The organism is Mucilaginibacter myungsuensis (assembly GCF_015222005.1).
Lineage (GTDB): Bacteria > Bacteroidota > Bacteroidia > Sphingobacteriales > Sphingobacteriaceae > Mucilaginibacter > Mucilaginibacter myungsuensis.
Map to the genome: position 1 here is coordinate 240,006 of NZ_JADFFL010000004.1, position 24,239 is coordinate 264,244.

The following is a 24,239-nucleotide window of genomic DNA, read 5'->3' on the forward strand; positions in this document are numbered from 1 at the left end:
TAGGGCTGTCACTAAAGCATGATAGGTTTGCAACATCATTTAAACAAATAACTATGTTGCAATTTTTAACAAACTTAAATTGGGTTAGTGTTTTGATCGCCTTTGCGGTGTACTTTGTACTGGGCGGACTATGGTTCACGCTGATCTTTGCCAAACCCTACAAAGCATCCTTAGGTCGCGATGGCGAGACGCTGCCCAACAAACCTATCTTTATCGTCGGCCCTGCTATTTGTTCGCTGGTGATCACGGTGACCAATGCCTTGCTCATCAATGCCCTCAACATCGATACCGTAGGCGGCGCTATCGAATTCGCGCTGATCATTGGTATTGGTTATCTGGTGGCCAACACGGTCAACATCGCTATCAACCCCAATATCCCGCGCCCGATATTTTACAGCGTGATCAGCGGTGCTTACCATTTAGTGTCGATATTGATCGCAAGCGTTATCTTAGTACTAATGAAATAGCCCAAATTATGCAGCCCGACATCGAGACCTTTTACCCTAAAACCCGCGATGACTGGCGGCAGTGGCTCATCAGCAACCATGCTCTTGCAAAAGGAGTATGGTTGCTGCAATATAAAAAGGCGACGGGCGTACCTACCATATCCTGGAGCGAAGCTGTGGATGAAGCATTGTGCTTCGGCTGGGTAGATAGCATCAGGCGTTCGGTTGATGAAAATAGCTTTGTGCAATTTGTCGGTCCGCGTAAGCCTACCAGCACCTGGTCAAAGATCAATAAGGACAAAGTTAAACAGCTTACAGCTGATGGTTTAATGCACCCCGCAGGACAGGCCGTTATCGACATAGCGAAAAAGAATGGCTCATGGACGATACTCGATACTGTAGAAGAGATCAAAATACCTAAAGACCTTACCGCCGCATTTAAGGGTAAACCGGCAGCTAAACGCTATTTCACATCCCTAAGCCGCTCGGTCAAAAAACGGTTGCTGCATTGGCTGATAACTGCAAAACGCCCCGAGACACGACAAAAACGGATAGACGAACTGACCGATCTTGCAGCGCAAAAAACCTTACCCAAACAATTCCTTTAAAATCTAACGCCAACCGCTAACGATAGCGTGAACATGCGGGTATCCAGATTACGCCCGGCATCGCTGTAGTTGCGTGTAAATACCGGCGAAAGTGTATAGCTCCCCCTCAAATCAAAAAAAGCTGCACCAAGACGCTCTTTACTTTCCATAACCTTAAGCCCGAGCAATAAATTAGTGATCACACTTTTGCCATACCGCATATCCAGTTTTTGGTCTTGCAGATCGGTGGCGTTCTTGTCATAATCAATTTTACGCTTATGGTTGATCAGCAATCCCGGCGCAATACCAGTGTAGGCCGATAGGATGGTGTTCGACTTTTCGGGCAAAAAATTGTAGCCAATAGTAAGCGGCAGTTCCATGTAATCGAACCGGTAGGTGATATAATTATAAGAGCGTTGTTCGTCGCCGTCATCGTCAAACCAAGGCGCTATGTTGGTATTCTCCTCGCGGTATTTTGTACCGCGCGAGTTATAAAGCAGCTCGGCACCGAACATGATCCGCTGAGACAATTGCCTGTCCGCCGTAACGCCAAGTAATATAGACATCCGGGGGATATCCGAAAAACCGGTATAACGCTGATCCGGACGGTCCATCAGATCGATATCATCAGTAAACGTCGAGAAATTGATGCCGGCTTTGGCGCCAAATTTAAATTGCGGGCGCTCGTTTTGCGCTTGGGCACATACAGCCCAAATGCTCAGTAGCAGGGTAAGGCAGGTTGCAGATCTTAATAACATAATTTGTAATAATAAGGTACTGCATTGACAAGCGTTGACCCCGCAAGGTTTAACGCTTGTCTATAAATATATTTGCTGATCGGTCGCCTTTACGGCTTCACCACAATAGTTTTACTCTGCGTTGTATGCGCACTAAAATATCCCAAAGCCGTCGGTGAGAAATTAGTAGGCGGATCTGCGGGAGATACGCCACCACCCGGTCCGTTCGATGATTGGCGCATCAGTGTGTACCAGTAGAGGTAAACGGGTTTATCTATACACTGCATCTCTACTTTAACGGTGTCGCCTGCGTAAATGCCAAAGTCATCGTCGGCATCGTCGCGTACGCGCAGGTCAAGGCTCACGTAGCGGCCGTTGTTAAAGTCGTCGTTGTAGGCATACACCGTTTTCACCTGTACGTTATTTTTCCAGATGATGAAGCGGTATTGATTAACCAAATTACCCGGATCCAGGTAATGGACCGAAAGCGTCTTCTTTCCTTTATCAGCATCAAAAATAGCCGGGCGGGTAGTTATCGAATCTAAAAATACCTGATCAGGAATGTGCGAACTGGCGGTGTACACTTTCGAGTCGGTCTCTACCGTCAGCTTATACGTCTCGCGCACCAGGCCACCTATGTTGGCTGTGTAAACGCCGTCGGCAGTTTCGGTAAAGGTGCGGGTATCGCCAATGGCATTGGTCATTACCACCTTTGCCCCTTTTACGGGCGGGTAGGTATTGGTTTGCGTGAACGGCACGTTGCGGGTTATTTTAACGGTCTGCGTGCCTATTACGTTGGTAAAATTAGCTTCGATCACCAATTTACCGGTATCGTTACCCAGATCCAGATCGATCACTTTTTGGCACGATGCCAGTATGGGCAGGGCCAGTATTAGTAGTATATATTGTTTTAATGTCTTCATGATGGGTCGGTGTTAAAATTTAAAGTTCCAGGTAACTGATGGTATCGGCGTAGCAAAAATACTGGTCGATACGGCCTCGGTAGTACCCGGACTGGTCGGGCTGTCACGGAATTCGATCGCGTACGGATCGCGATAGCCGTACACGTTATACAGGCTAAACGTCCAACTGGAATGGAACTTTTTGTGCTCCTTACCTTCCAGCGTAGCGCCGATATCCAAACGGTTGTTAGCCGGTTTACGGTAACCATTACGTTCTGAATACGAGAACAGTGTTTGCCCGCCGACAGTATATTTACCTGTAGGATAAGTGACCGCGCTACCCGTTTGATAAATGAACGAACTGGAGAATGTCCAACGGTTGTTCAGTTTGTAAATACCCACCACCGAAAGGTCATGCGTGCGATCCTGACGGGCGGCATAATACCTGCCCTGGTTTATCGCTGCAAATTTGCTTTCGGCCTTAGACAGGGTATAACCAACCCACCCGTTAAATCGGCCATATTTCTTTTTCAAAAACAACTCAATACCGTAAGCGCGGCCCGAACCAAATGTCAGTTGCGATTCTACATTCTCGTTCACCAGCAGCCTTGCGCCGTCTTTATAATCGATCAGGTTTTTCAGATCTTTGTAATAAGCCTCGGCCGAAAACTCGAACACGTTATCCTGAAAATTGCGGTACCAACCTAAAGATACCTGATCAGATATCTGCGGTTTGATATTGTTGCTGCTCATGGCATACAGATCCGTTGGCGAGCTGGTAGTTGAATTGGTAAGCAAGTGGATATTTTGTGTATTGCGGTTGTAAGATGCCTTTACCGAGCTTACATCATTCAATTGATAGGCGGCCGAAACACGTGGCTCCAGATTGTAATAGCTCTGCACCACATCGCCCGAACCGTAAGTGGCCTCGTTAGTGATATTTCCCGCCGGATCATACGAGCGAAACGTACCCGGACCCATCAGCATAAAACCGCTCAGGCGCAGGCCAAAAGCTACGTTCAGTTTATCGTTCACCTTCCAATCGTCGCTCACATACAGGGCATTCTCAAACCCATAACGGCGCTCCACGCTACGGCTATTAAAACTGGATGATTCGTCGGTAGTGATCTCGCCAGGAGAGATGGAATGCCTCAACACATTGAACCCGAATTTAAGGCGGTGATCGCTGCTGAGGGTATATTGCAGGTCCTCTTTAATGTTAAAATCGGTGATCTTTGATGTAGCCTTAAAACTGGTCGCGCTTTGGAAACTTTGGATCACATAATTATAGTTACTAAAAATAACCGAGGTGTTAGAGAACAACTTATTGCTGAAAATATGATTGAACCTGACCGTACCGGTAGAGTTGCCCCAATCTGTCCCGAAAAGGTCTTTCAACCCTAACACGTCCTTACCAAAATAGCCCGACAAGTAAATGGCATTTTTATCGTTAAAATGATAATTGGCTTTGGCATTCAAGTCGTAAAAATAAAGCGAACTACCTTTGATCACAGAATCTTTAGATAGCGCCAAAAACATATCGATGTAGGTCCTCCGACCACTGATCATGAACGAGCCCTTGTCTTTTACGATAGGGCCTTCGATCTTCAACCTCGAGGCGATGGTACCGATACCACCCTGCACGGTAAAGTTCTTATTGTTACCGTCATTCATCTTGATATCCAGTACCGACGACAACCTGCCGCCATATTCGGCCGGCATACCGCCTTTGTACAGATTAACATCTTTGATCGCATCCGAGTTGAACGTAGAGAAGAAACCCAGCAGGTGCGATGCATTGTAAACCGTGGCTTCATCCAAGGTGATCAGGTTTTGATCTGCAGAGCCACCCCGTACATAAAAACCCGAGTTACCCTCACCGCCCGATTTTACACCCGGCATCAGCGTAATGGTCTTTAACACATCGCGCTCGCCAAGTACCACCGGTATTTGGTTGATCTGGGCCATATTCAGCTTCTCCACCCCCATTTGCGGCGATGTGATCTGGTCGTTATTAGGCCGGTTAGCACTGATCACCACCTCCTGCAAATTGCTTTTAGGCGTAAGCGAAATATTAATTCTTTTGGCCTGATGTAACGAAAGTGCCTGCGTCACCGTCTCATAGCCAATGTAGGTAAAGATCAGCGTGTATTCGCCGTCGGGGGCCGATAGCGAGTAGAAACCGTAACTGTTACTGGCGGTGCCCACATTGGTCAGCTCCTTAATGCGCACGGTAGCGCCTATCAGGGTCTCGCCGGTCTCGGCATCTTTAATGGTGCCGCTAATGACGTGTTTTTTTTGAGCAATGGCCGTAAATGAAATGAGGAACAGCAATACTGCGAGTAGATGTTTAGACATGTGTGTTTCAAAGGTAAAAATTACAAGCGGGTCGCGAAAACCGCCCTGCTACCCACTTAGACGTACAAAGGGGCAAAACATTTCGATCGGGCAAAAATAAATTTCTCGGGCGATAACAACGGGGTAGCTATTGCAACAAACCTTGTTTTAATGCCTATATTTATCCCGACTAAACTTTCTTATCAGTTGTTATGCGATCAGCGGCTTTAAGAATAGCAGTTTTATATACACTTGCAGGTGTCCTTTGGATAAGCCTAAGCGACAGGATACTGCTTGCCCTACGCGGCACAGCTAATGTAGAGTTTTTGCTGTTTATGAGCAGCGCTAAAGGTTGGCTATACGTTATCATTACCGGGCTGATGCTTTACAAGCTGATCAAGACCCACACAGCAGAGTTAGCCGAAAGCGAGCAACAATATCGTAGCTATTTTGAAGAAGCCCCGTATCCGCAATGGATCGTCGATCGCAAAAATCTGCTGATCAAGGCAGTGAACTGCGCCGCCGTGAACAACTACGGTTTTGCCCGCGACGAGTTTTTAAAGATGAGCGCACTGGATATCTGCCAAAAACCCAACATCAACGATTCTATCATGATCTTTCGCGAGTTGCAGCCCGGGATGAACGATGTCGGACAATCCGAACATTTAAAAAAAGATGGCAGTAAGATCATCGTTACCCTTAAGATCCAGATGTTGAAAAAAGGATTTAACAACGACGTGTTGGTGACGGCTGAGTTGGTAGTATAAAGCATGTTTACCGACCGCTAAATAAACGTAGCGCTCTCCTCTGTATCACGATCTTTACACCTGCGCATGGGCATTCTTCCCTATATTTAGGCGAAAAAACAACATCACCATGCTTCATAAATTATCAAAAATTGCACTGCTAACGATGCTTTCGGCCTCGGCTTTTGCACAAACGACGACGCCGCCGGCCGGCAACGGACAACCGGGACAGGATGGTCAGCGCCCACGCGGGCGGAGACAGTTTACCGTCAACATCAATAACACCTCTAAAAATATAGAACTGGATACCGTTCAAAAGGCCGAACTTATCCAGATCGTTAAAGACGTTTACGTGCCCTTTGCCCAGGCTGATGGCACGCGCGTGCGCGGATTTTCATTCAGCGTGAACGATAGTTTGCAGATCGGCATGATCGCCAAAGTGGGTAAGATCAGCGTGAGCGGCGACTGGTTAAAAAAGAATTATAAGAACTTTGCCACCGAACTACAGACCACCTTACGCAAAAATTGGCACTCGGTAGATACCGTTAAAAAAGCCGATTACCAATTGGTGTTCATCAACAAGAACTCCGATTTTAGCCCCGAAGTAAGGAAAAACCTGATCGATGCTTACTTTAAGGTTTACCCGGTGTTGGTGAGCAAATTCAATGACAAATCGACCCACAATGTGATCTTCATTACCGATACCGCTTATAAGGGTGTGGCCGAATGCAGTGGCAACCGTATCTTGTTCAGCACTAAGTACATGAACCAAAACCCGTACGATATTGATATTGTCACGCATGAGGGTATGCATATTGTGCAAGGCTACCCAGGTGGCGCCGGCCCGGGTTGGCTGACCGAAGGTATCGCCGACTATATACGCTACAAATATGGTGTGGACAATATCGGCTCACGCTGGACGCTGCCGGAATTTAAGAATGACCAAAGCTACAAAGACGCTTACCGTGTTACTGCCCGCTTTTTTGAATGGATAGAGCAAAAGGTAAAACCGGATGTGATCATGACCATTGACCAGCAGTTACGCACAAAAACCTACACTGAAGAGTCGTGGGCTAAGTTGACCGGCAAAACAGTTGACGAACTTTGGGCCGATTATGCTAAAAACCCACAGGTTGACCTGAAGTACAGCGGCAAAGCTCCCGTAAAGAAAGGCTAAGAACTCTCGTAAAATAACACGAGGCCGGGCGTTGTTCCGGCCTTTTTTGTTACATAAAATTCCGCCCCTTATGAAATACCTCCTTGTCCGAATACACCGGCGAGGTGGTTTCATCACTTCGCGATAAGGTCAATACAGGCTGATCGACGGTAGGGATCGTGGTCAGGTTACTGAGTAGGGTATTTAGGTTAAAACAGCGTTTTACTACCACGTGTATCACCTGGCCTTCGATCTGCAACACACCTTCCACCATCAGCAAACGCGCTTGTAGTATTTCTTTCCGATATTTATCGAACATCTTTTCCCATACCACCAAGTTACTGAACCCTGTCTCGTCTTCGATGGTGACGAACAGTACACCCTTTGCCGTCCCCGGCCGTTGGCGCACAGTGACCAGTCCTGCCACCTTGATCTTGTCGCCGTTCTTGCGGTCGGCTAAAGTATTGGTGGGAACCACATGCAACAGATCCAGTTTCTCGCGTACAAAACTTACGGGGTGTGCTTTAAGTGATAAGCCTATCGATGCATAATCCTGAACTACATGCTCGGCAGATGTCATTAGCGGCAAACTGACCTGTGCTTCATGCGCGCTTTCCGACTCCTGCCCGGCAAACAGGCCCATCGGTTTATCGCTCAAAGCAGGCACTTCCCACAAAGCCGATCGCCTGTCCAAATTCATCGAGCGAAAAGCATCTGCATCTGTCAACCGTTCTATGGCCGCCTGGGGTACACCGGCATTACTGATCTGACCGATGCTCCGGTACCCCTCGCCCCTGTTAGTCACCAGCCTATCCATATCATCTTTATGCAAACCCTTTACCTGGCGAAAGCCTAAGCGCATGGCGCAATATTCGCCGTCTTTCTCCTCCAGCGTGTTATCCCAGTGCGAGTGGTTCACATCTACAGGCCGCATCACTACGCCGTGATTCTGTGCGTCTATCACGATCTGGGCCGGCTGATAAAAACCCATCGGCTGACTATTCAGCAAAGCCGCTGCGAACACATCCGGGTAAAAGCATTTGATATAACATGATATATAAACTAAATGCGCAAAACTTGTAGCATGGCTTTCGGGGAAGCCGTAGCTACCAAAACCTTCCAGCTGTTTAAATATGCGTTCGGCATAGTTAAGATCATAGCCACGGGCGGTCATGCCGTTCACTAACTTATCATGCCATTCTTTCACCATCCCTTTGGCTTTAAAAGTAGCCATGCTGCGACGTAGGCCGTCAGCTTCTTCAGGGGTGAATTTGGCAGCCACCATAGCTATTTCCATCGCCTGTTCCTGAAAGAGCGGTACACCTTTGGTTCTTGTTAATACAGGTCTCAACTCTTCGTTAGGGTAATCTTCGGGGTCGATACCATCTCTACGTCTTAAATATGGGTGCACCATATCACCCTGTATCGGACCCGGACGAACGATAGCTACCTCGATGACCAGATCATAAAACTTGCGGGGACGCAACCTCGGCAACATGGACATTTGCGCACGGCTCTCGATCTGGAAAACGCCTAATGTATCGGCCTTGCAGATCATATCATAGACCGCTTTAACTTCTGCCGGAACTGTAGCCAACTCATACCGCTTACCATAATGCTGATCGATCAGATCAAATGCACGTCGGATACAACTGAGCATACCCAAAGCCAGCACGTCAACCTTAATGATACCAAGGTCCTCCAGATCGTCCTTGTTCCACTCCAGTTGGGTGCGGCCCTCCATGCGGGCGTTCAGTACTGGGCATAGGTCGGACAGTTTGCATTGGGTGATCACAAAGCCGCCGGTATGCTGCCCTAACTGACGGGGGAAACCACGTAGCTGCTCGGTCAGTTGTAGCACTTTATGTAGGTCCTTATCATCAGGATTCAAGCCTTGCGCAATGATCCGTTCCCGGTCAAAAGCATCCTCGCTGAAATGCCATATGGCACCGGCCAACCGTTTGATGGTATCTTCGGATAAACCCATCGCCTTACCCACATCTCTGATAGCACCCTTAGAACGTTCCTGCGTCACCGTCGCAACGATACCCGCATGCTCGCGGCCATAAGTCTCGTAGATCCATTGAATGATCTCTTCGCGGCGTTCGTGCTCAAAGTCTACGTCCACATCGGGCCATTCATCGCGCGCATCCGACATGAAGCGAGAGAACAGCAAGCGCGACTCCTCAGGGTTAACCGGGGTGATCCCCAAACAATAACACACCGTACAATTAGCCGCCGAGCCGCGCCCCTGATGCAGGATCTTTAATTCTTTAGCTTTGTTGACGTACTCGAATATCCGCAGGAAGTAAGGGGCCAGTTTACGCTTTTTAAAAAAGGCCAGTTCAAACTCTATTTGTGTTCTTAACTTATCCGATATCCCTTTCTTAAATCGTTCATTTGCCCCCTCCCAAGTGTAGGTAGCCAAATGCTCATCAGCCGTACGCCCATCCGGGCTTACCCATTCAGGTTCCAGATATTTTAGGTCATCCAAGGTGAAATTGCAGGCATTGGCTATCTCCTGCGTACGCTCGATAGCCGCCGGATATTGGCGAAACAAGCGATCTAACTCCTCCACCGGTTTCATAAATCGTTCTGCATTGGCATGCAAGCGGAAGCCAGCCGTATGGATGGTACATTTTTCGCGTACGCAGGTCTGTACATCCTGTAATTCGCGGCGTTCGGCGTTGTGATAATGCACATCGTTAGTAGCCACCATCGGCACGCCCAATTGCGCCAGGCGGAAGAAGCGTTTACCATCATCGCCGTTGTAAGTGCGGGTGGCGGCAACGTAAAGTTCCGTGCCGAATTGGGCATGATACTCGTTCAGGTGCTGCTTAAACTCATCATCGATATCGAACAACGCATTCAACGTATCGGGCGGGATGGCGATGAATTTTATACCCTCTTTGTGATCGTAAACGTCCTGTTTATATAGTTCGCACTTGCCCTTCTCTGTTCGGAGGTTGCCTTTGCTTAGTAAAGCACACATGCGCCCCCATGCAGTGATATCGGTAGGGTAAGCCAGCAAACTCGGACCATCCATAAGATCCAGGCGACAGGCAGGTATAAAGCCAATACCTTTCAGTTTAGCCTCCTTATGCGCCCGGACAACACCCGCTACACTGTTGCGATCGGTGATAGCGATCTTGGTGTAGCCTAGTTTAGCGGCGTGTTCGGCGAGTTCTTCGGGGTGCGATCCGCCCCGCATGAAAGTAAAGTTGCTGGTCACCTGTAATTCTGCGTATGCCATATCGTGGGTCTTTACTACATTTTAAAGTCGCGCTTACCTTCTTGAGAGGGGTCAGGGATGTGTTCAGTTTGCAAGGTCTGCGATAACACACCCCTATGTAATTTGTGCGCTATGTTAATTCTGAGCGTCCCCTCTCGGGAGGGGAGACTTAAGCCTGAATCACCCTCGAGTATCTCCCCTCAGGCAAAAACCCCATGTAAATACCAGGCCGACCATTCCTCGTTGTAATGCCCCGAACGGAACACCCAATAGCGGCGGCCTTCCTCGTCCTCTACCACGTAATAATCGCGGTGCGGCCCACTACCGTCCAGCCACCATTCGCGTTCTATGCGTTCGGGGCCATCGGCGCGCCTGATATTGTGGCGTTCGTTACGATAGATAAAGAACATGGGCGGATAATCGGGCAGTACCGAGGCTACCTGTATCTCTTGCGGCTGATCTAGCAATAAAGTTGGCCTTAACTTGCCCATGTCCCAGGTAGTTGTCAGCTTATCCTTCAGATCGGTGCTGGCTTTGATGGATCGCTCGGGCCAGTAATGCTCTTGCGGAAGATACCTGCAGATGTTTGCCGCGACTATCTTGTTGGCCATTCTGTCCAGCAATCCGGCCAGGTTGCTGTCATCCAAACCACCACCCTCCGGCGACCATAGCGCCTCCTGATCCACTTCGGCATCCTCTACCTTGGGGGCTTCCATCACAAATAGCTCTATACCTAAAGCCGGTTCGATACTCGCGATCTTTAACTCAAATAGCTTGAACAAATGCGCCACGTGGTGCGATGCGGTGTTGGTGCCGATCCCGACCTCGACCACCAACCCATCCACCCGGTAACATTTCAGGGTCGCGGTGCGCAAACCTTTGCCTTCGCCTTGCAGGCGTTTGCAAAGTTTTTCTAACAGCGTCCGTATTGCTATCTCTATACCCGTAGCGGTGCAGATCGGCTCCATCGATGGCAGGCGTTCGGTATAAGGCTCGATGGGATGAAGCAATTGCATCGGTTCATCGACCATTCCCAAAGCCTGATCCATCCTTAACAGGAAAGCGTCGCCAAAACGCCTGCGCAAAGCCGACCGGCCAATGCCCATAAAGCTTTTGATGGTGTAGAAACCCAACTTTTGTAAACGCTCTAAAGTCAGCGGATCCAACCTCAATGCTACCGGTGGCAGATCCGTTAGCGCGGCGGCCTGCTCATTTGAGACAATGATCGGCTTTAACCTGCCATATCTTGCCACCGCCCAGGCCGTACCGATGGTGTCTGCCATCGCTCCCCGCACATCGTAACCCTTACCTCGTAAACGGGTAACGATCTCTTTCAGATAGCCGCGTTCGCCGCCCCAAAGGTGGGTGCAGCCCGTTACATCAAGCATCAAGCCGTCGGGCATGTTGATGGCGATCAGCGGCGTATAGCGGATGCACCATTCACCCAAACCGTTCAGCAATTTGGCATCCTGACCGGGGATATCATCCAGCACCTCCAGATCGGGGACTATCGCCCGGGCATCGGCCACCGCCATACCCACGCTTACGCCTTGTTGCTCGGCCAGCGCGTTGGCAGCCACAATAAGGTTACGCCCACGGGTAGCTGCCGAGAACACAAAGGGTACATCTTTCAACTCCGGCTTGCGGAGTATCTGCCGATCGGTGGTCAGGTGGCGGAACCACAGGGATACAAAGCGTTTGTTCATGGGGTATCCTTTTTCTTCTTATCGCAAATACATTTTGTCGACCCAAACGTCCACATAGCTTTTGATCAAATGCATCCCGCCCTCTTTCCGCCGAAGGCGAAGAGAGGGCACTACGACCGCCCAAAGGCGGTACGTCGGGGTGAGTAAACCGGCGAGCAGAGCGGTAATGCATAGCCGGCGAGTTGACTCACCCTACATCGCTTCGCTCGCCACCCTCTCTTCGCCTTCGGCGGAAAGAGGGGTTAGGACATATCATTGCACCTTCTATCCCGCTATCCGCGTTTCCATGTAAACCACCTTAGCCATTTGCTCTTCAACCGTAACAAATTTGCCATCCACCCACTCGATCTCCCAGCTACCGGGCGTACCATTACGCACCCTCAGCAGTTCGGCCTGCCATCGGGGATGGCCAACACCGGGCATGCCCTGCGGTAATTGGCTTGGCACCGATGTCACCTGCCAGCGGGCCACACAGGTTGTGGTGCTCAGCTTCCGCATATCGCTCCGTAATAAAAAGCCTGTTATTTTGCTGTGCTCTACCGCCAGCTGCAAACGTCGCGATAGCGCAAAACTGATATCCTTTACCTCGGCCACTACAGCTGCCAGGCCTTCACATTTCAGGGCTTCTTCGGTCGCCCAAAGGATGTCCTTTTCGCGGGGAAGGTCTACAAATACGATCCTGTGCGGCTCGATATTAAAAGCGGTCATCCCATGCGGGAAAAGTTTGCGGCCACTCCCTATCCACAAACAAGTACCGCCTTTTTGCATCAGGCTGGATAAGATCCCACCTAATAAGCCGCCCGTAGCTGCCGTGCCCTCCAATGTCGGGCAAAGCATCTCGTGCATGGCCCCAGTCGGAAAAACACCGTTCGGGAAAGCCGCTTCTAAAGGGCCAAGTCCAATGCCCTTAGCCTCGGATGCTGGGGGAGGCACAAAGCCCTCCCATCGCAAAATATTTTGCTGTAGCCGGGCAATGATATCCTTTTTACTATCGGGCATGGCGCTGTCATTTAGTTAATAGCGGGTTTAGGGAACACAGGGACGAACAACCCCATATACGCCTGCAACAGCACCACCATGTGCCGCGACACGGCCCTGCCAATACTTTCTATCTCCAACTGGTTCAACGGACTCTGATATTCCGGACTCCAGGTATCCGCGTTCAGCGAGAAATGGTTCAGGTGTTGTTCATCACCATGCAAGCGGCTGTTACGGTCGTACCATTTACCTTTTTCCAGTCTCAGTATCAATATCACCCACTCACGTCCATTATGATATTCTACAATAAATTGCGGGGTGTGGGGCATATCCCATTGCTCGGGCGGCACTTCATCCACCTGAAAACGCGTCAACCCGCGATCCAGCTCCACATCTATGTAAAACACCTCCATATACAAAAACAAATATACTAATAATTTTAGTATTTAGCAAACAGTTTTTGAAAATATTTTTAGCAGGATACATTTTGTGCATGGCATTGACAGCATCTAAAACAAATAATATATTTGGTAAAAAATTGCAACCTTATAACATCTTTATGAAACCTATCACCTCATTATCCAATTACGCCTTAGCCATTCTGCTGATGGCATCGGCCATTACAGCCTGCAAAAAAGATAACGCCCAGCAACCCGATACCAACACAGGCACATCTACCAAAGGCGGTTATGCAAATATTTCTTACTATGCCAGCTCGGTTGGTGGTCCGGCAAAAAAAACTGGGTCCAGCGATCTTAAAATAAATGCCACCGGCACATCAACCGTGGCTATTGATTGGGCATCGGCAACGGTATATGTAGAGAAACTTACGTTATCGATCCCAAATTCGGTAGATACCACCGTAACGGTAGAGAAGAACCTGAACATCTTTAGCGCCAGCGCCTTGGCCGGAGTGGTGCAATTGCCTTCGGGATCTTACAAGAATGTAAAGCTGAGATTGTTCTGCCGTAAATCGCCAAGATCTGAATTAGCGTTCAACTTCCGCGGCACGTTCACCAATACTAAAGGCACTAAAGACAGCATCTTGGTAGCAAGTTCCTTCCCTTTCGAGGCTGATGTTACCGTAGCCGACATCGTGGTCAACGCGTCCGACAAATACAAAGCCACCTTCAGCTTCGACCTGAATAAGGTACTTGTCGGCATCAGCAATCAAATGCTGGAAACATCGGCCAAAAGCTATACTAAGGACAACAAAAAAATGTACGCGATCGCCAAGGGCGGATCGGCCGATGAACCATTTTACGATCAGGTGATCGGTAACTGGCAAAGCGTAGCGAGTGTGGTGGTGAGTAAGGAGTAGCTTGCGCTGTTATAAAAATTTAACCACAAAGGGCGCAAAGAATTTCACAAAGGACACAAAGTCTTGCAACATATTAACATGCAAGGCTTTGTGTCCTTTGTGCTTCTTCCTCTGTGTTCTGGTGGTTAGATACCCGATCATTAACAGAACATTTTGAAAACGAACGGTCCGTCTCTCTTCGGGAGCACCGGCCCCGCTATCTGCAATACCCGCACATCCCCCGTATTTGCTCCTATCGGGTTTAGGTTGAATGGTTTGCAAACCACAGTCATGCCGAATTTATTTCGGCACCTCATCATGTAGGTCAGCTAAGCAAACGGCATACTTTGCATGTGGGTTGTTGAAACATGTTCAACATGACCTTATTACACAATTGTTACATCATCCTCACGCAAATAAGAAGTGACACCTAACCAACTGATCACCAAAAACCTATATTTGTTATCAGTAAACCCTTGTTGACCATCAAATTAAACATCGAAAAATGAAAAAGATCTATCTTTTTGCAGCGGCTGCCTCGTTGGGTGTGTTGCTGTTTGCCGGCATTAACCATAAACCGGCCCTGCCTTACGGTTTTACCAATGGCACGCCCGAGATCAAGTCGATCACTTCGTTGACCTTTGGTCCGACGGGGGTATTGTTGTTAGGCGACTCGCATAATGCCAAAGTGTTTGCCATGGATACCAAGGACAGCAAAAAGGCCGATGCCAAAGCATACGATGTAAAAGGCATCGACACTAAGATAGCCGAGGCCCTTGGTACCACTAAAGAGAACATCAGCATTACCGATATGGCGATTAACCCCGTATCGAAGAAATTATACATTGCCGTTAAAAGTGCCGACGGTACGCCTGTGCTGCTGAGCATGACGCCTGACAACAAGATAGCTCCCGTTTCTTTAAAGAACGTGGATTTCTCGGCCATCGAACTGAACAATGCCCCATCTGCCGAGGCTAAAGACCGCCGCGGTAATTCATTGCGCATCACGTCTATATCGGACATTGGCTTTGCCGACGGCAAATTGCTGGTGAGTGGCTTGTGTAATAAGGAGTTCAGCTCGTCGTTCCGTAGCATTGGTTTTCCGTTTACGGGTAAACAAGAGGATGAATCTACTTTAGAGATGTACCATACCGCACATGGCCGCTTTGAGACCACCTCGCCGGTGCGTACGTTCACTACCACCAGCATCGACGGTAAAAAATATCTGGTGGCTGCCTATACTTGTACCCCGCTTGTATTGTTCCCGATGGACGAATTGAAACCCGGCGCACACGTAAAAGGACGCACTATTGCCGAAATGGGCAACCAAAACACCCCTGCCGATATGATCTGGCTCAAGGAAGGCGGCAAAGAGCAGCTGATAATGGCCAACACCAACCGCCCGGCAACAAAGGTAAGCTTTGATGATATCAAGAATTTTAAGGGTACGCTAACCCAGCGTATAGATGGTGCAGGCGGCACTAACTTTATCAAACTGCCTTACGAGAAGGTATTGCAGCTGGACAAACTGGACGATAGCCGCGCCGTAGTGATCCAGAACCGCGACGGCCAAGTTGACCTGTGGACATCGGATGGTAAGAATATTTAAACTGACCCTGTTAAAAAATGCCGGCCTGCACCTTTGGTGCGGACCGGCATTTTTGTTGTTATGCCTCATCGCATCCTGCAACCCGCCGGAGCGTCATGAGTTGGCATTGCTTTGGGAAAAGGATAAAGCGGTCGCCATTTTAATACCGCCAAGCCTGGTCGACGTGAAGCAAGCGAGCGTCCACTTAGCGGGGAGCCGCTCCGCTATCTTGGGCGACTTTATAGAGAAGGATAGCTCGATAACCTTCCGCCCGCTGATACCATTATCGCCGGGAATGACCTACGAGATATGGTATAAACAACAGCCCATCGCCAAAATTTCCGTACCGGCTACAGGTGGCAACAAGCCTAAATTACTGACCATTTACCCCGAGTTGGATACCCTGCCCGAGAACCTGCTAAAATTTTACCTGCATTTTGACCACCCAATGCGTACAGGCGAGGTATTACAACACGTGCACTTGTTAGATAACAAGGGCGACACCCTCCAAAGCATTTTCCTGAACTTACAACCCGAACTTTGGGATACCACCGGCACCACCCTCACCCTATGGCTGGATCCCGGCCGCATTAAACGCGGACTGGTTTTGAACAAAGAATTAGGCAACCCGCTGAAAACGGCACAACAATATCAATTAGTAGTATCGGCCGATTGGAAAGATAGTCGCGGGCTACTGTTAGAGAAAGCTTATAGCAAAAAATTTGTGGCTGGTGTGCATGATGGCGCAAAGCCTGATATGGACCAATGGAAATTGCGCCTACCTAAAGTAGGCAGCACCGAACCGCTGGTGATGGACCTGAATGAACCTTTAGATCATTACTTACTGACCGGAGTGTTGAGTATGCAAGATGCTAAGGGTAATTCGATTAAAGGCACAATCAGTACGGCCAACAAAGACCAACAATGGATCTTTACCCCGCTAAAGAACTGGCAACCGGGCCGATACCAGCTCAAGGCACAAGCTAAATTAGAGGACCTTGCCGGCAATAACTTGGATAAGGTTTTTGACAGGGATGTGCGCGAAGATAAGCAGGAACATCAGGAGGTTTTTGTGAGATGGTTTGAAATAAGAAATTTATAAAGAAGTTATGGATAAAACTGTTTACATTTTAGGCGCTGGTTTTTCGATGGCAGCGGGTGCTCCCTCTCAAGCGGGTATTATTAAAGCCATTTATGATTTGAAAACTACTTATGGGAAAAAGTCTCACGACAAGGTTTGCAAATGGATAGATGAATTCGACACATTTTTAAAAGAGTGTTTATTAGTAAGTGATAGCGAAAAATACTACTACGCACTTGAAGATATTTATACACCCATTGACCGAAGTATAGAGGATAATATATCATTTAAAAATTATAAACCTACTGATTTGATTAAGCTACGCGATACATTTAATCGGTTAATAATGCTTGCTATCAGAGGAGAAATCGAACGGAATGGAGGTTCGAAAGAAGTTATAAGGCAATTTGCTAAACACATCATAAATTTAAGCAAAGGTCGGCTAAGCGACGAAAAAAAAGACGGAGTGTCGGTGATTACCACTAATTGGGATATAATGTTGGATAACATTACCAATCAAGTAATTAGCGAAGACAAGATACCAGCAGGTCATAAATTCTCAGGAGTACTCGATTACTGTTGCTACATCAGTTCCTTAGAGGAACACGACCATAAAATTAAGCCTGGATTATATGCTATCGGTAAGGGTAGGTATAATGTTAAAATTTTAAAATTACATGGTTCATTAAACTGGCTACAATGCCCCAAATGCCAAAGACTTTATGTTAAATATTATAAAAATTTTAATGGTGGATATGTATTTGACAGAAAGTACTGTAGGCATTGTGCTAAAAACTTTAAAATGGAAAATCATAAATCAAATCTATTGCTTACCAACATGGTTATGCCAACATTTTTGAAAAACCTTGATAATGTCCAAAATAAACTTATTTGGCAAAACGCGGGCGTTGAATTGTCGGAGGCAACCAAAGTAGTTTTTTTAGGCTATTCTTTGCCGCAAGCAGATTTTGAATTCAAGCAATTGCTTTCAAGGATGATAAGGCCTGACGCAAAGATAGAAGCCGTGTTAATTGAGAACGACAATCCAAAAAAACATAATGAACATAGTAAATATCAAACTGCAGGATACCGGTTTGAGAATTTTTTCAGTGGTAGAAATTTTAAAATAAGCTATACGGGAGTGAAAGAATATGTAAACAGCTTAGAAGTAAAATAAGCATCCCATGAAAAAACCCATGCCCTTTGATTTCCTGCTCGACTATCTGCCAAGGTCGGTGATAGTGGTTCCGGCTATCGGGATGTTCTATGTGTACCTGAATGGCAAGATCGTATTCATCTTCCGCAAGACCAATAAAAACCCGCACCATAACGGCATTTGGATAGCTGCAGACAGAGGCGCGCAAGACAGCTTAAAAGCCGACCTGCCTACCATTACCGAATTTGTTTTTGACGAAGGCCACGCCGTAGAGTTAGGTTGGCTGCTCCTGAACGAGTCGGGTGAAGATTTTGAGACCGATGCCATTCGCCTATGCGAAATGGTCAGCCAGAACGACCCAAGGATCGGACGTGTGACACCTAAGTCGAAAGCTATGTTAAAGCGGTACGAGTAGCTATTGACTTTATTCTTGTAATTGATCCAACGCCGATCCACTCCTGTCTCACATCTCAGATATAACATCTCAGATCTAAAGATCATATCCCCATCCTGTTCGCGCCCCTGTTCGGGTGCCGGTCCAAGGTACCGTCGAGGATATCGGGTTGGATGATGATGTACTTCATCAACGGGTATTTAGCTTTCACATCTACACGGATGCGGTCGATAGCGTCGTTGATCTCGAGGGTATCCAGATCATGGTCGAATTCGATGATCAGCATCAGGAGCACTTCATCCGGTGATTGATAGGTGGACATGATGTGCAGCACCTTTACTACAGCCTCATCCTTCTGCACCAATTCGCAAATAACGTTTTTTGTATTAGGCGATACGCCTTCACCCATCAGCAGGCTCCTGCTTTCGCGGGCGAGGATGGCGGAAACGGCTACTAATATCAGTCCGACGATAACCGAAGCGATGCCGTCGAGAATCGGCAGATCATAAGTGACGTTCAGATACATAAAAACGCCTACAATGACCAATCCGGCTACCGCAGCCGCATCCTCAAATAGGACCATGAAGTTGGATGGATCTTTGCTCTTGATCACCGCCTCCCAAAAAGGTGTACTGCCGCGCACTTCTCTAAAGTGCAATACTGCGATCACCAGCGATGCACCCTCGAACAAAACTGATAGGCCCAGCACCCAGTAACTCATGGTCGGGTCGCCGATGGATTCGGGTTCGCGGATGTGCATGATGCCCTGGAAGATGGAGATGCCTCCGCCCAAACCAAAGATGAGTATTGATACAATGAACGACCAAAAATACAGCTCCTTACCGTAGCCGAAGGGGTGCGACGCATCGGGTTCTTTTTTGGCACGATGCAGGCCTAAAAGTAACAGCAACTCGTTCACCGTGTCCACCACCGAGTGGATAGCCTCGGATATCATGGAGCCGCTTTTGCCGGCTATACCGGCTATGAATTTGGTTATAGCGATGAGCAGGTTAGCTACCAGTGCCCCGTAAATTGCTGTTTTGGATGATGCCATCAGCATGATAACATTGCAGGGTGGGTTTGGTTGCAAAATTTTTCGGCACAGCATCAAACTTTGCCTATCTTAGCCTTAAACCACTATTAACCTGATGAAGAGACAGTTCGCCCTGCTTTGCCTGCTTATGCTGCTTGGCACCCAAACGCTATTTGCCCAACAAAAACAGATCTTTGCCGAAACACCTGCCCAGCAAAAACAACGCATGGCTTGGTGGACCGATGCACGCTTTGGCATGTTCGTGCATTGGGGCTTGTATTCGCTGGCGGCAAGGCACGAGTGGGTAAAGAATTACGAGAAACTGAACGACCAGCAATATCAAAAATATTTTGACCGCTTTAACCCCGACCAGTTTGACCCGAACGCATGGGCCAAACAAGCCAAGTCGGCGGGTATGAAATACATGGTACTCACCACCAAGCACCACGAGGGTTTCTGTTTGTTCGATAGCAAGTACACCGACTACAAGTCGACCAAGACCGCTGCCAAGCGCGACCTGGTGCGCGAGTATGTGAACGCTTGTCGTAACAACGGACTAAAGGTCGGCTTTTATTATTCCCTGTTAGATTGGCACCACCCGGATTATACCGTCGATAATATTTACCCTACCCGCCCCGCTAATGGCAGCGACTCCGCCTATACCCGAATGAATGTTGGCCGCGACATGGCCAAATACCGCGCCTATCTAAAAAACCAGATCACCGAACTGCTGACCAATTATGGTAAGATAGACGTGATCTGGATGGACTTCTCGTTCCCAAACAAGAACGGGCACGGTAAAGGCAAGGATGATTGGGGTTCTATCGAGCTGATCAAACTGGCACGCAAACTGCAGCCGGGCATCATCATTAACAATCGCTTGAATTTAGAAGAATATCGCGACGGCGCCGATTTTGAAACGCCCGAACAAGTTAAACCTGCCGAACTGGAAAAATACAAAGGCAAACTTTGGGAGACCTGCCAAACCTTTTCCGGATCGTGGGGCTATTACCGCGATGAGAATAGCTGGAAGACCCACCGCCAACTGCTGGACCTGCTGATCACATCTGTAGCCAACGGCGGCAACCTGATCCTGAACGTTGGCCCCACCGCCCGCGGCGAATTTGACTATCGCGCTAACCGCGCTTTGGACAGTTTGGCCTATTGGATGCGTGCCAACAACAAAGCGATCTACGGCTGCACCTACGCCCCCGATCAGTATAAAACGGCAGCTGGTGACCGCGTGACTTACGACCCGTTGAAGAAAATATTATATGTGCACCTGTTCAACTACCCTACCGATGGCAAGATCGGCCTGCCCGGCTACGGCAAAGTAAAGTATGCGCAATTTTTACACGATAGTTCGGAGTTAAAGATGACCACATCAGGCGATGAACTGACACTTGTCCTGCCGAAGAAGAAACCTATTTATGAGGTGCCTGTGTTGCAATTGTTTTTGGAATAGGTGTTAATCTTCGTAACATTTACATTGTTCGGTCATCAAATAGACCTAACAATAAACCTCATATGGATCACAAAACAAAACTATTATTCGCCTGCCTGATGCTATTATGTCTTGCGGGGGCTGATGTATTTGCGCAGAAACTACCCAATGTGCAAAAGACAAGCGTTTACGCTCCCGCCGGTATCAAGATCGATGGCAAGACGACCGAGTGGAATAATACATTCCAAGCCAACAATAGCGCTACTGCCATAAGCTACACTATGGCCAATGACGAAGAGAATTTGTATTTAGCGATCCAGGCTACCGATGGCAGCATCATCAATAAGGTACTGAACGGCGGGATCAGGATAAAGGTGATAGGAGCCAATAAAGCCGGTCAGCCTGTAAAATTGTCGGCTATGCTGGTGAAACCTATAGGTCATATTAATGTATCCCAAAAACTAAAAGATAAAGGCGCTGATACCGATTCGTTAATAAATGCGCTTAGCACCCAAGTTAATAATGGCATTAAGGACCTTTACCTTACCGGGGTTAAAGATATCGCAGATACTACCTTGTCTGTCTTCAACGAATACGGTGTTAAGCAGGCCATAAAGTTTGATATTAACCGGGCAATGAATGTGGAGATAGCGATACCCTTAAAATATATAAGCCACCTTATTATTGCGGATAACTTTAAATATAACCTGATGCTACCGGGCATAAATATGGGTGGCATAGTAAAAATGAATGTCAATGGCGTGCAGACCGACGTATCCACTTTGATAGGCATGCCGGGGCTGAGTCCTAATTTTCAAAGTATGTTTACTCCAACCGACTTTTCAGGGAATTATAACTTGGCGAAAAAGTAGCGAACTTCTGTAAAGACACGATACCTCGTGTCTCCACAATATATATCCACTATGCAGAGCGGATATGCAGGTCGGACCTTTGAAATGTGAGACACGAGGTATCGTGTCTCTACAGAGAATATTTTATCATTATTCTGGTCGAAGCTTGTAGCTTCGACCTATGTTGTTAGAAGCTTTCAGCTTCAGCAAGCAGAATGCTTGCCACATTTTAGGTCGAAGTTAAAACTTCGACCAGTTACGAAGCGAGGGATCTATCTTATTGAAATTTACACTCCCGTATAATTCCCAGGAGTGATCCCCTTCAATTCAGCCTTAACAGCATCACTCACATCCAGCGTATCCACAAATTCGGCAATGGTAGCACCGGTAACGTGGGTGTTGGTGCGGGTCAGTTCTTTAAGGGCCTCGTATGGGTTAGGGTAAGCTTCGCGACGCAGGATGGTCTGGATAGCCTCGGCAACTACTGCCCAATTGGCTTCCAGGTGTGCGTCGATAGCGGCTGGGTTCAGTAATAATTTATTCAGGCCGCGTACGGTCGATTTTATAGCGATCAGCGTGTGCGCTACTGGCACGCCAATGTTGCGCAGAACGGTACTATCGGTCAGGTCGCGTTGCAGGCGCGAGATCGGGAGCTTGGCAGCTAAGTGCTCAAATAAGGCATTGGCGATACCCAGGTTACCTTCCGAGTTCTCAAAATCTATTGGGTTAACCTTATGCGGCATGGCAGATGAACCTACCTCGCCGGCTTTGATCTGCTGCTTAAAGTAGTTCATGCTGATGTAGGTCCACACGTCGCGGTCCAGATCGATCAGGATATTGTTGATGCGTTTTAGCGCATCGCACTGGGCAGCAAAATTATCGTAATGTTCTATTTGGGTGGTGTATTGCGAGCGGCTTAAACCTAATTGCTCATTCACGAATTTATTGCCGAAGGCGGTCCAGTCTATCTGCGGATAAGCTACGTGGTGCGCGTTGAAATTACCGGTCGCGCCGCCAAACTTGGCCGAAGCAGGTACGGCTTTCAATAAGTCTACTTGCTTTTTCAAACGCTCTACAAACACCAATATCTCTTTACCCAAGCGCGTTGGCGATGCCGGCTGACCGTGCGTGTGTGCCAGCATCGGTACTGTGGCCCACTCGTCGGCACGTTTTTGTAACTGACCGATCAGGTTTTCTATCGCCGGGTAGTACACATCCTGTAAAGCTATTTTAAAGCTATAAGGGATGGCGGTGTTGTTAATATCTTGCGATGTCAGTCCGAAGTGGATGAATTCTTTATGATCAGCCAAGCCAAGCTCGTCGAACTTTCCTTTGATGAAATACTCTACCGCCTTTACATCGTGGTTAGTGGTCTTCTCGATTAGCTTGATGCTGTCGGCATCCTCGATGCTGAAGTTTTTATAGATGTCGCGTAACTTATCGGTCAGCGAGGTATCAAAACCCTGCAATTGCGGCAGCGGGTGGCTATATAAAGCTATAAAGTACTCTATCTCTACAAACACGCGGTACTTGATCAGCGCGAACTCAGAGAAATAAGCGCCCAGTTCGGCAGTGGCATTGTGGTAGCGGCCATCAACAGGAGAAATGGCCATAAGCGGCGTAAGCGTCGTCGACATAGAGATATAGCTTTATTTTTTCGGCAAAGATAGGGTTTTAAGTCCGGAAGTCATGAGTCAGAAGTCTTAAGTCGGAAGCCTATGAACATTTAAATGGGATCAGTCAATGACCTAAAACTTCTGACTCATGACTTTCGACTTAAGACTCCCGGCTTAAGACTTAACAAAGTCATCCGATCGTCAGACTTCTGACTTTCGGCTTCAGACTGAAGACTTAACAAAATGGAAACTTTGAGATCAAAAAATGTTTCCGTAGTTTTGACTTCGAAAGTCAATGAGTCAAACAGATAGAATTTTAACGGGGAGTTTGGATCTTTTCCTAAAGGCAGGGATCAAAGCGGTGACGATGGATGATATCGCCAAGCACTTGGGCGTATCTAAAAAGACCATTTACCAATTTTTTGGTGATAAGAATGAGTTAGTGAGCGCATTAATGCGCCGCGAGATGGATAAGGATGTGAAAGAGATGGAAGAGATCATGGCGGCACCCGTCGACGTGATAGAGCAGTTACTCAAAATGATGACCTGCGCTGAGGAGATCCTATCCCGCGCCAACCCCATCCTGATGCACGATATGCAAAAGTATCACCCGGATGCCTGGGGGCTTTTCCAGGAGTTTAAAGCTAATGTAATGATAGGCATGCTGGAGAATTTGCTAAGTAAAGGCAAAGAGCAAGGCTACATCCGCCCCGAATTGAATGAAAGGATCATTGCACGTATGCGGGTGAATCAGGTAGAGATGGGCTTTAACGCCGACATTTTTCCGTTCAACGAGTTCAGCCCGTGGACGGTGCAATATCAATTCATCGAGCATTTTAACTACGGCATCTGTACCATGGAAGGTTACAAGCTTTTAGAAAAATATAAGAACGTAATTAAACAAGATCATAAGCTACTGACATAGGGGTGTCATTAGCGGTATGCAACT

The 24,239-nt window shown here is 47.8% G+C and carries 21 protein-coding genes; 12 read left to right on the top strand and 9 right to left on the bottom strand.

Going from position 1 to position 24,239, the window contains the following annotated elements; genetic code table 11:
* The first annotated feature begins 53 nt into the window (after nt 1-53).
* Both IRJ16_RS12300 and IRJ16_RS12305 read left to right on the top strand, forming a co-directional pair.
* Complete coding sequence (locus tag IRJ16_RS12300; protein ID WP_194111879.1) at nt 54-467, top strand: DUF1761 domain-containing protein; 414 nt, start codon at nt 54-56, stop codon at nt 465-467.
* Between the two features lie 8 nt (nt 468-475).
* Nucleotides 476-1,054 (top strand): YdeI/OmpD-associated family protein, encoded by a 579-nt coding sequence (locus IRJ16_RS12305; RefSeq protein WP_228080087.1) that lies wholly within the window; start codon nt 476-478, stop codon nt 1,052-1,054.
* Here IRJ16_RS12305 and IRJ16_RS12310 read toward each other — a convergent pair.
* The 3 genes from IRJ16_RS12310 to IRJ16_RS12320 all read right to left on the bottom strand — a co-directional run bounded on the left by IRJ16_RS12310 (nt 1,051) and on the right by IRJ16_RS12320 (nt 5,030).
* The gene (locus IRJ16_RS12310; protein ID WP_194111880.1) at nt 1,051-1,791 is read right to left on the bottom strand and encodes a porin family protein; all 741 of its coding nucleotides are present in this window, start codon (nt 1,789-1,791) and stop codon (nt 1,051-1,053) included. The genes IRJ16_RS12305 and IRJ16_RS12310 overlap by 4 nt on opposite strands.
* A gap of 89 nt (nt 1,792-1,880) precedes the next feature.
* On the bottom strand, nt 1,881-2,693 hold the full coding sequence (locus IRJ16_RS12315; protein ID WP_194111881.1) for a DUF4249 domain-containing protein: 813 nt from the start codon (nt 2,691-2,693) through the stop codon (nt 1,881-1,883).
* A 12-nt stretch (nt 2,694-2,705) separates the two neighbouring features.
* On the bottom strand, nt 2,706-5,030 hold the full coding sequence (locus tag IRJ16_RS12320; protein WP_194111882.1) for a TonB-dependent receptor: 2,325 nt from the start codon (nt 5,028-5,030) through the stop codon (nt 2,706-2,708).
* Between the two features lie 191 nt (nt 5,031-5,221).
* Here IRJ16_RS12320 and IRJ16_RS12325 point away from each other — a divergent pair, with 191 nt between their 5' ends.
* Together IRJ16_RS12325 and IRJ16_RS12330 are read left to right on the top strand one after the other, a co-directional pair.
* On the top strand, nt 5,222-5,776 hold the full coding sequence (locus IRJ16_RS12325) for a PAS domain S-box protein (protein ID WP_194111883.1): 555 nt from the start codon (nt 5,222-5,224) through the stop codon (nt 5,774-5,776).
* 109 nt (nt 5,777-5,885) lie between these two features.
* A complete protein-coding gene (locus IRJ16_RS12330) occupies nt 5,886-6,932 on the top strand; it encodes a basic secretory family protein (RefSeq protein WP_228080089.1) in 1,047 nt (348 codons plus the stop codon).
* 49 nt (nt 6,933-6,981) lie between these two features.
* On the opposite strand, the gene IRJ16_RS12335 is transcribed toward IRJ16_RS12330, so the two are convergent.
* The 4 genes from IRJ16_RS12335 to IRJ16_RS12350 form a co-directional block, all read right to left on the bottom strand.
* Nucleotides 6,982-10,164, bottom strand: a complete 3,183-nt coding sequence (locus tag IRJ16_RS12335; protein ID WP_194111884.1) for an error-prone DNA polymerase — start codon at nt 10,162-10,164, stop codon at nt 6,982-6,984.
* A gap of 179 nt (nt 10,165-10,343) precedes the next feature.
* Nucleotides 10,344-11,849, bottom strand: coding sequence for a Y-family DNA polymerase (locus tag IRJ16_RS12340; protein WP_194111885.1), 1,506 nt, complete (start codon nt 11,847-11,849; stop codon nt 10,344-10,346).
* A 264-nt stretch (nt 11,850-12,113) separates the two neighbouring features.
* On the bottom strand, nt 12,114-12,848 hold the full coding sequence (locus IRJ16_RS12345) for an ImuA family protein (RefSeq protein WP_194111886.1): 735 nt from the start codon (nt 12,846-12,848) through the stop codon (nt 12,114-12,116).
* 11 nt (nt 12,849-12,859) lie between these two features.
* Nucleotides 12,860-13,240 (bottom strand): hypothetical protein, encoded by a 381-nt coding sequence (locus IRJ16_RS12350; protein WP_194111887.1) that lies wholly within the window; start codon nt 13,238-13,240, stop codon nt 12,860-12,862.
* A 146-nt stretch (nt 13,241-13,386) separates the two neighbouring features.
* Here IRJ16_RS12350 and IRJ16_RS12355 point away from each other — a divergent pair, with 146 nt between their 5' ends.
* The 5 genes from IRJ16_RS12355 to IRJ16_RS12375 all read left to right on the top strand — a co-directional run bounded on the left by IRJ16_RS12355 (nt 13,387) and on the right by IRJ16_RS12375 (nt 18,367).
* Complete coding sequence (locus IRJ16_RS12355; RefSeq protein WP_194111888.1) at nt 13,387-14,148, top strand: hypothetical protein; 762 nt, start codon at nt 13,387-13,389, stop codon at nt 14,146-14,148.
* Between the two features lie 484 nt (nt 14,149-14,632).
* On the top strand, nt 14,633-15,736 hold the full coding sequence (locus IRJ16_RS12360; protein ID WP_194111889.1) for a hypothetical protein: 1,104 nt from the start codon (nt 14,633-14,635) through the stop codon (nt 15,734-15,736).
* Nucleotides 15,720-16,817: an Ig-like domain-containing protein gene (locus tag IRJ16_RS12365; RefSeq protein ID WP_194111890.1), complete on the top strand. Its 1,098-nt coding sequence runs from the start codon at nt 15,720-15,722 to the stop codon at nt 16,815-16,817. Before IRJ16_RS12360 ends, IRJ16_RS12365 begins: the two co-directional genes overlap by 17 nt.
* Nucleotides 16,818-16,824: 7 nt before the next feature.
* Nucleotides 16,825-17,973: an SIR2 family protein gene (locus IRJ16_RS12370; RefSeq protein ID WP_194111891.1), complete on the top strand. Its 1,149-nt coding sequence runs from the start codon at nt 16,825-16,827 to the stop codon at nt 17,971-17,973.
* 7 nt (nt 17,974-17,980) lie between these two features.
* Nucleotides 17,981-18,367, top strand: coding sequence for a hypothetical protein (locus tag IRJ16_RS12375; RefSeq protein ID WP_194111892.1), 387 nt, complete (start codon nt 17,981-17,983; stop codon nt 18,365-18,367).
* Nucleotides 18,368-18,449: 82 nt separating this feature from the next.
* Here IRJ16_RS12375 and IRJ16_RS12380 read toward each other — a convergent pair whose 3' ends face one another.
* Nucleotides 18,450-19,400, bottom strand: a complete 951-nt coding sequence (locus IRJ16_RS12380) for a cation diffusion facilitator family transporter (RefSeq protein WP_194111893.1) — start codon at nt 19,398-19,400, stop codon at nt 18,450-18,452.
* Nucleotides 19,401-19,494: 94 nt separating this feature from the next.
* On the opposite strand from IRJ16_RS12380, the gene IRJ16_RS12385 reads away from it, so the two are divergent.
* On the top strand, nt 19,495-20,844 hold the full coding sequence (locus IRJ16_RS12385) for an alpha-L-fucosidase (protein ID WP_194111894.1): 1,350 nt from the start codon (nt 19,495-19,497) through the stop codon (nt 20,842-20,844).
* Between the two features lie 62 nt (nt 20,845-20,906).
* Nucleotides 20,907-21,695, top strand: a complete 789-nt coding sequence (locus IRJ16_RS12390) for a hypothetical protein (RefSeq protein WP_194111895.1) — start codon at nt 20,907-20,909, stop codon at nt 21,693-21,695.
* 266 nt (nt 21,696-21,961) lie between these two features.
* Here IRJ16_RS12390 and purB read toward each other — a convergent pair whose 3' ends face one another.
* The gene (gene purB, locus IRJ16_RS12395) at nt 21,962-23,311 is read right to left on the bottom strand and encodes an adenylosuccinate lyase (protein ID WP_194111896.1); all 1,350 of its coding nucleotides are present in this window, start codon (nt 23,309-23,311) and stop codon (nt 21,962-21,964) included.
* A 274-nt stretch (nt 23,312-23,585) separates the two neighbouring features.
* Here purB and IRJ16_RS12400 point away from each other — a divergent pair, with 274 nt between their 5' ends.
* On the top strand, nt 23,586-24,215 hold the full coding sequence (locus IRJ16_RS12400) for a TetR/AcrR family transcriptional regulator (protein WP_194111897.1): 630 nt from the start codon (nt 23,586-23,588) through the stop codon (nt 24,213-24,215).
* Nucleotides 24,216-24,239: the final 24 nt, after the last annotated feature.

Excerpts from the sequence above, each read along its gene's own strand:
- IRJ16_RS12300 (WP_194111879.1), top strand. The coding sequence starts at position 54 with ATGTTGCAATTTTTAACAAACTTAAATTGGGTTAGTGTTTTGATCGCC.
- IRJ16_RS12305 (WP_228080087.1), top strand. The coding sequence starts at position 476 with ATGCAGCCCGACATCGAGACCTTTTACCCTAAAACCCGCGATGACTGG.
- IRJ16_RS12310 (WP_194111880.1), bottom strand. The coding sequence starts at position 1,791 with ATGTTATTAAGATCTGCAACCTGCCTTACCCTGCTACTGAGCATTTGG.
- IRJ16_RS12315 (WP_194111881.1), bottom strand. The coding sequence starts at position 2,693 with ATGAAGACATTAAAACAATATATACTACTAATACTGGCCCTGCCCATA.
- IRJ16_RS12320 (WP_194111882.1), bottom strand. The coding sequence starts at position 5,030 with ATGTCTAAACATCTACTCGCAGTATTGCTGTTCCTCATTTCATTTACG.
- IRJ16_RS12325 (WP_194111883.1), top strand. The coding sequence starts at position 5,222 with ATGCGATCAGCGGCTTTAAGAATAGCAGTTTTATATACACTTGCAGGT.
- IRJ16_RS12330 (WP_228080089.1), top strand. The coding sequence starts at position 5,886 with ATGCTTCATAAATTATCAAAAATTGCACTGCTAACGATGCTTTCGGCC.
- IRJ16_RS12335 (WP_194111884.1), bottom strand. The coding sequence starts at position 10,164 with ATGGCATACGCAGAATTACAGGTGACCAGCAACTTTACTTTCATGCGG.
- IRJ16_RS12340 (WP_194111885.1), bottom strand. The coding sequence starts at position 11,849 with ATGAACAAACGCTTTGTATCCCTGTGGTTCCGCCACCTGACCACCGAT.
- IRJ16_RS12345 (WP_194111886.1), bottom strand. The coding sequence starts at position 12,848 with ATGCCCGATAGTAAAAAGGATATCATTGCCCGGCTACAGCAAAATATT.
- IRJ16_RS12350 (WP_194111887.1), bottom strand. The coding sequence starts at position 13,240 with ATGGAGGTGTTTTACATAGATGTGGAGCTGGATCGCGGGTTGACGCGT.
- IRJ16_RS12355 (WP_194111888.1), top strand. The coding sequence starts at position 13,387 with ATGAAACCTATCACCTCATTATCCAATTACGCCTTAGCCATTCTGCTG.
- IRJ16_RS12360 (WP_194111889.1), top strand. The coding sequence starts at position 14,633 with ATGAAAAAGATCTATCTTTTTGCAGCGGCTGCCTCGTTGGGTGTGTTG.
- IRJ16_RS12365 (WP_194111890.1), top strand. The coding sequence starts at position 15,720 with ATGGTAAGAATATTTAAACTGACCCTGTTAAAAAATGCCGGCCTGCAC.
- IRJ16_RS12370 (WP_194111891.1), top strand. The coding sequence starts at position 16,825 with ATGGATAAAACTGTTTACATTTTAGGCGCTGGTTTTTCGATGGCAGCG.
- IRJ16_RS12375 (WP_194111892.1), top strand. The coding sequence starts at position 17,981 with ATGAAAAAACCCATGCCCTTTGATTTCCTGCTCGACTATCTGCCAAGG.
- IRJ16_RS12380 (WP_194111893.1), bottom strand. The coding sequence starts at position 19,400 with ATGGCATCATCCAAAACAGCAATTTACGGGGCACTGGTAGCTAACCTG.
- IRJ16_RS12385 (WP_194111894.1), top strand. The coding sequence starts at position 19,495 with ATGAAGAGACAGTTCGCCCTGCTTTGCCTGCTTATGCTGCTTGGCACC.
- IRJ16_RS12390 (WP_194111895.1), top strand. The coding sequence starts at position 20,907 with ATGGATCACAAAACAAAACTATTATTCGCCTGCCTGATGCTATTATGT.
- purB (WP_194111896.1), bottom strand. The coding sequence starts at position 23,311 with ATGTCGACGACGCTTACGCCGCTTATGGCCATTTCTCCTGTTGATGGC.
- IRJ16_RS12400 (WP_194111897.1), top strand. The coding sequence starts at position 23,586 with ATGAGTCAAACAGATAGAATTTTAACGGGGAGTTTGGATCTTTTCCTA.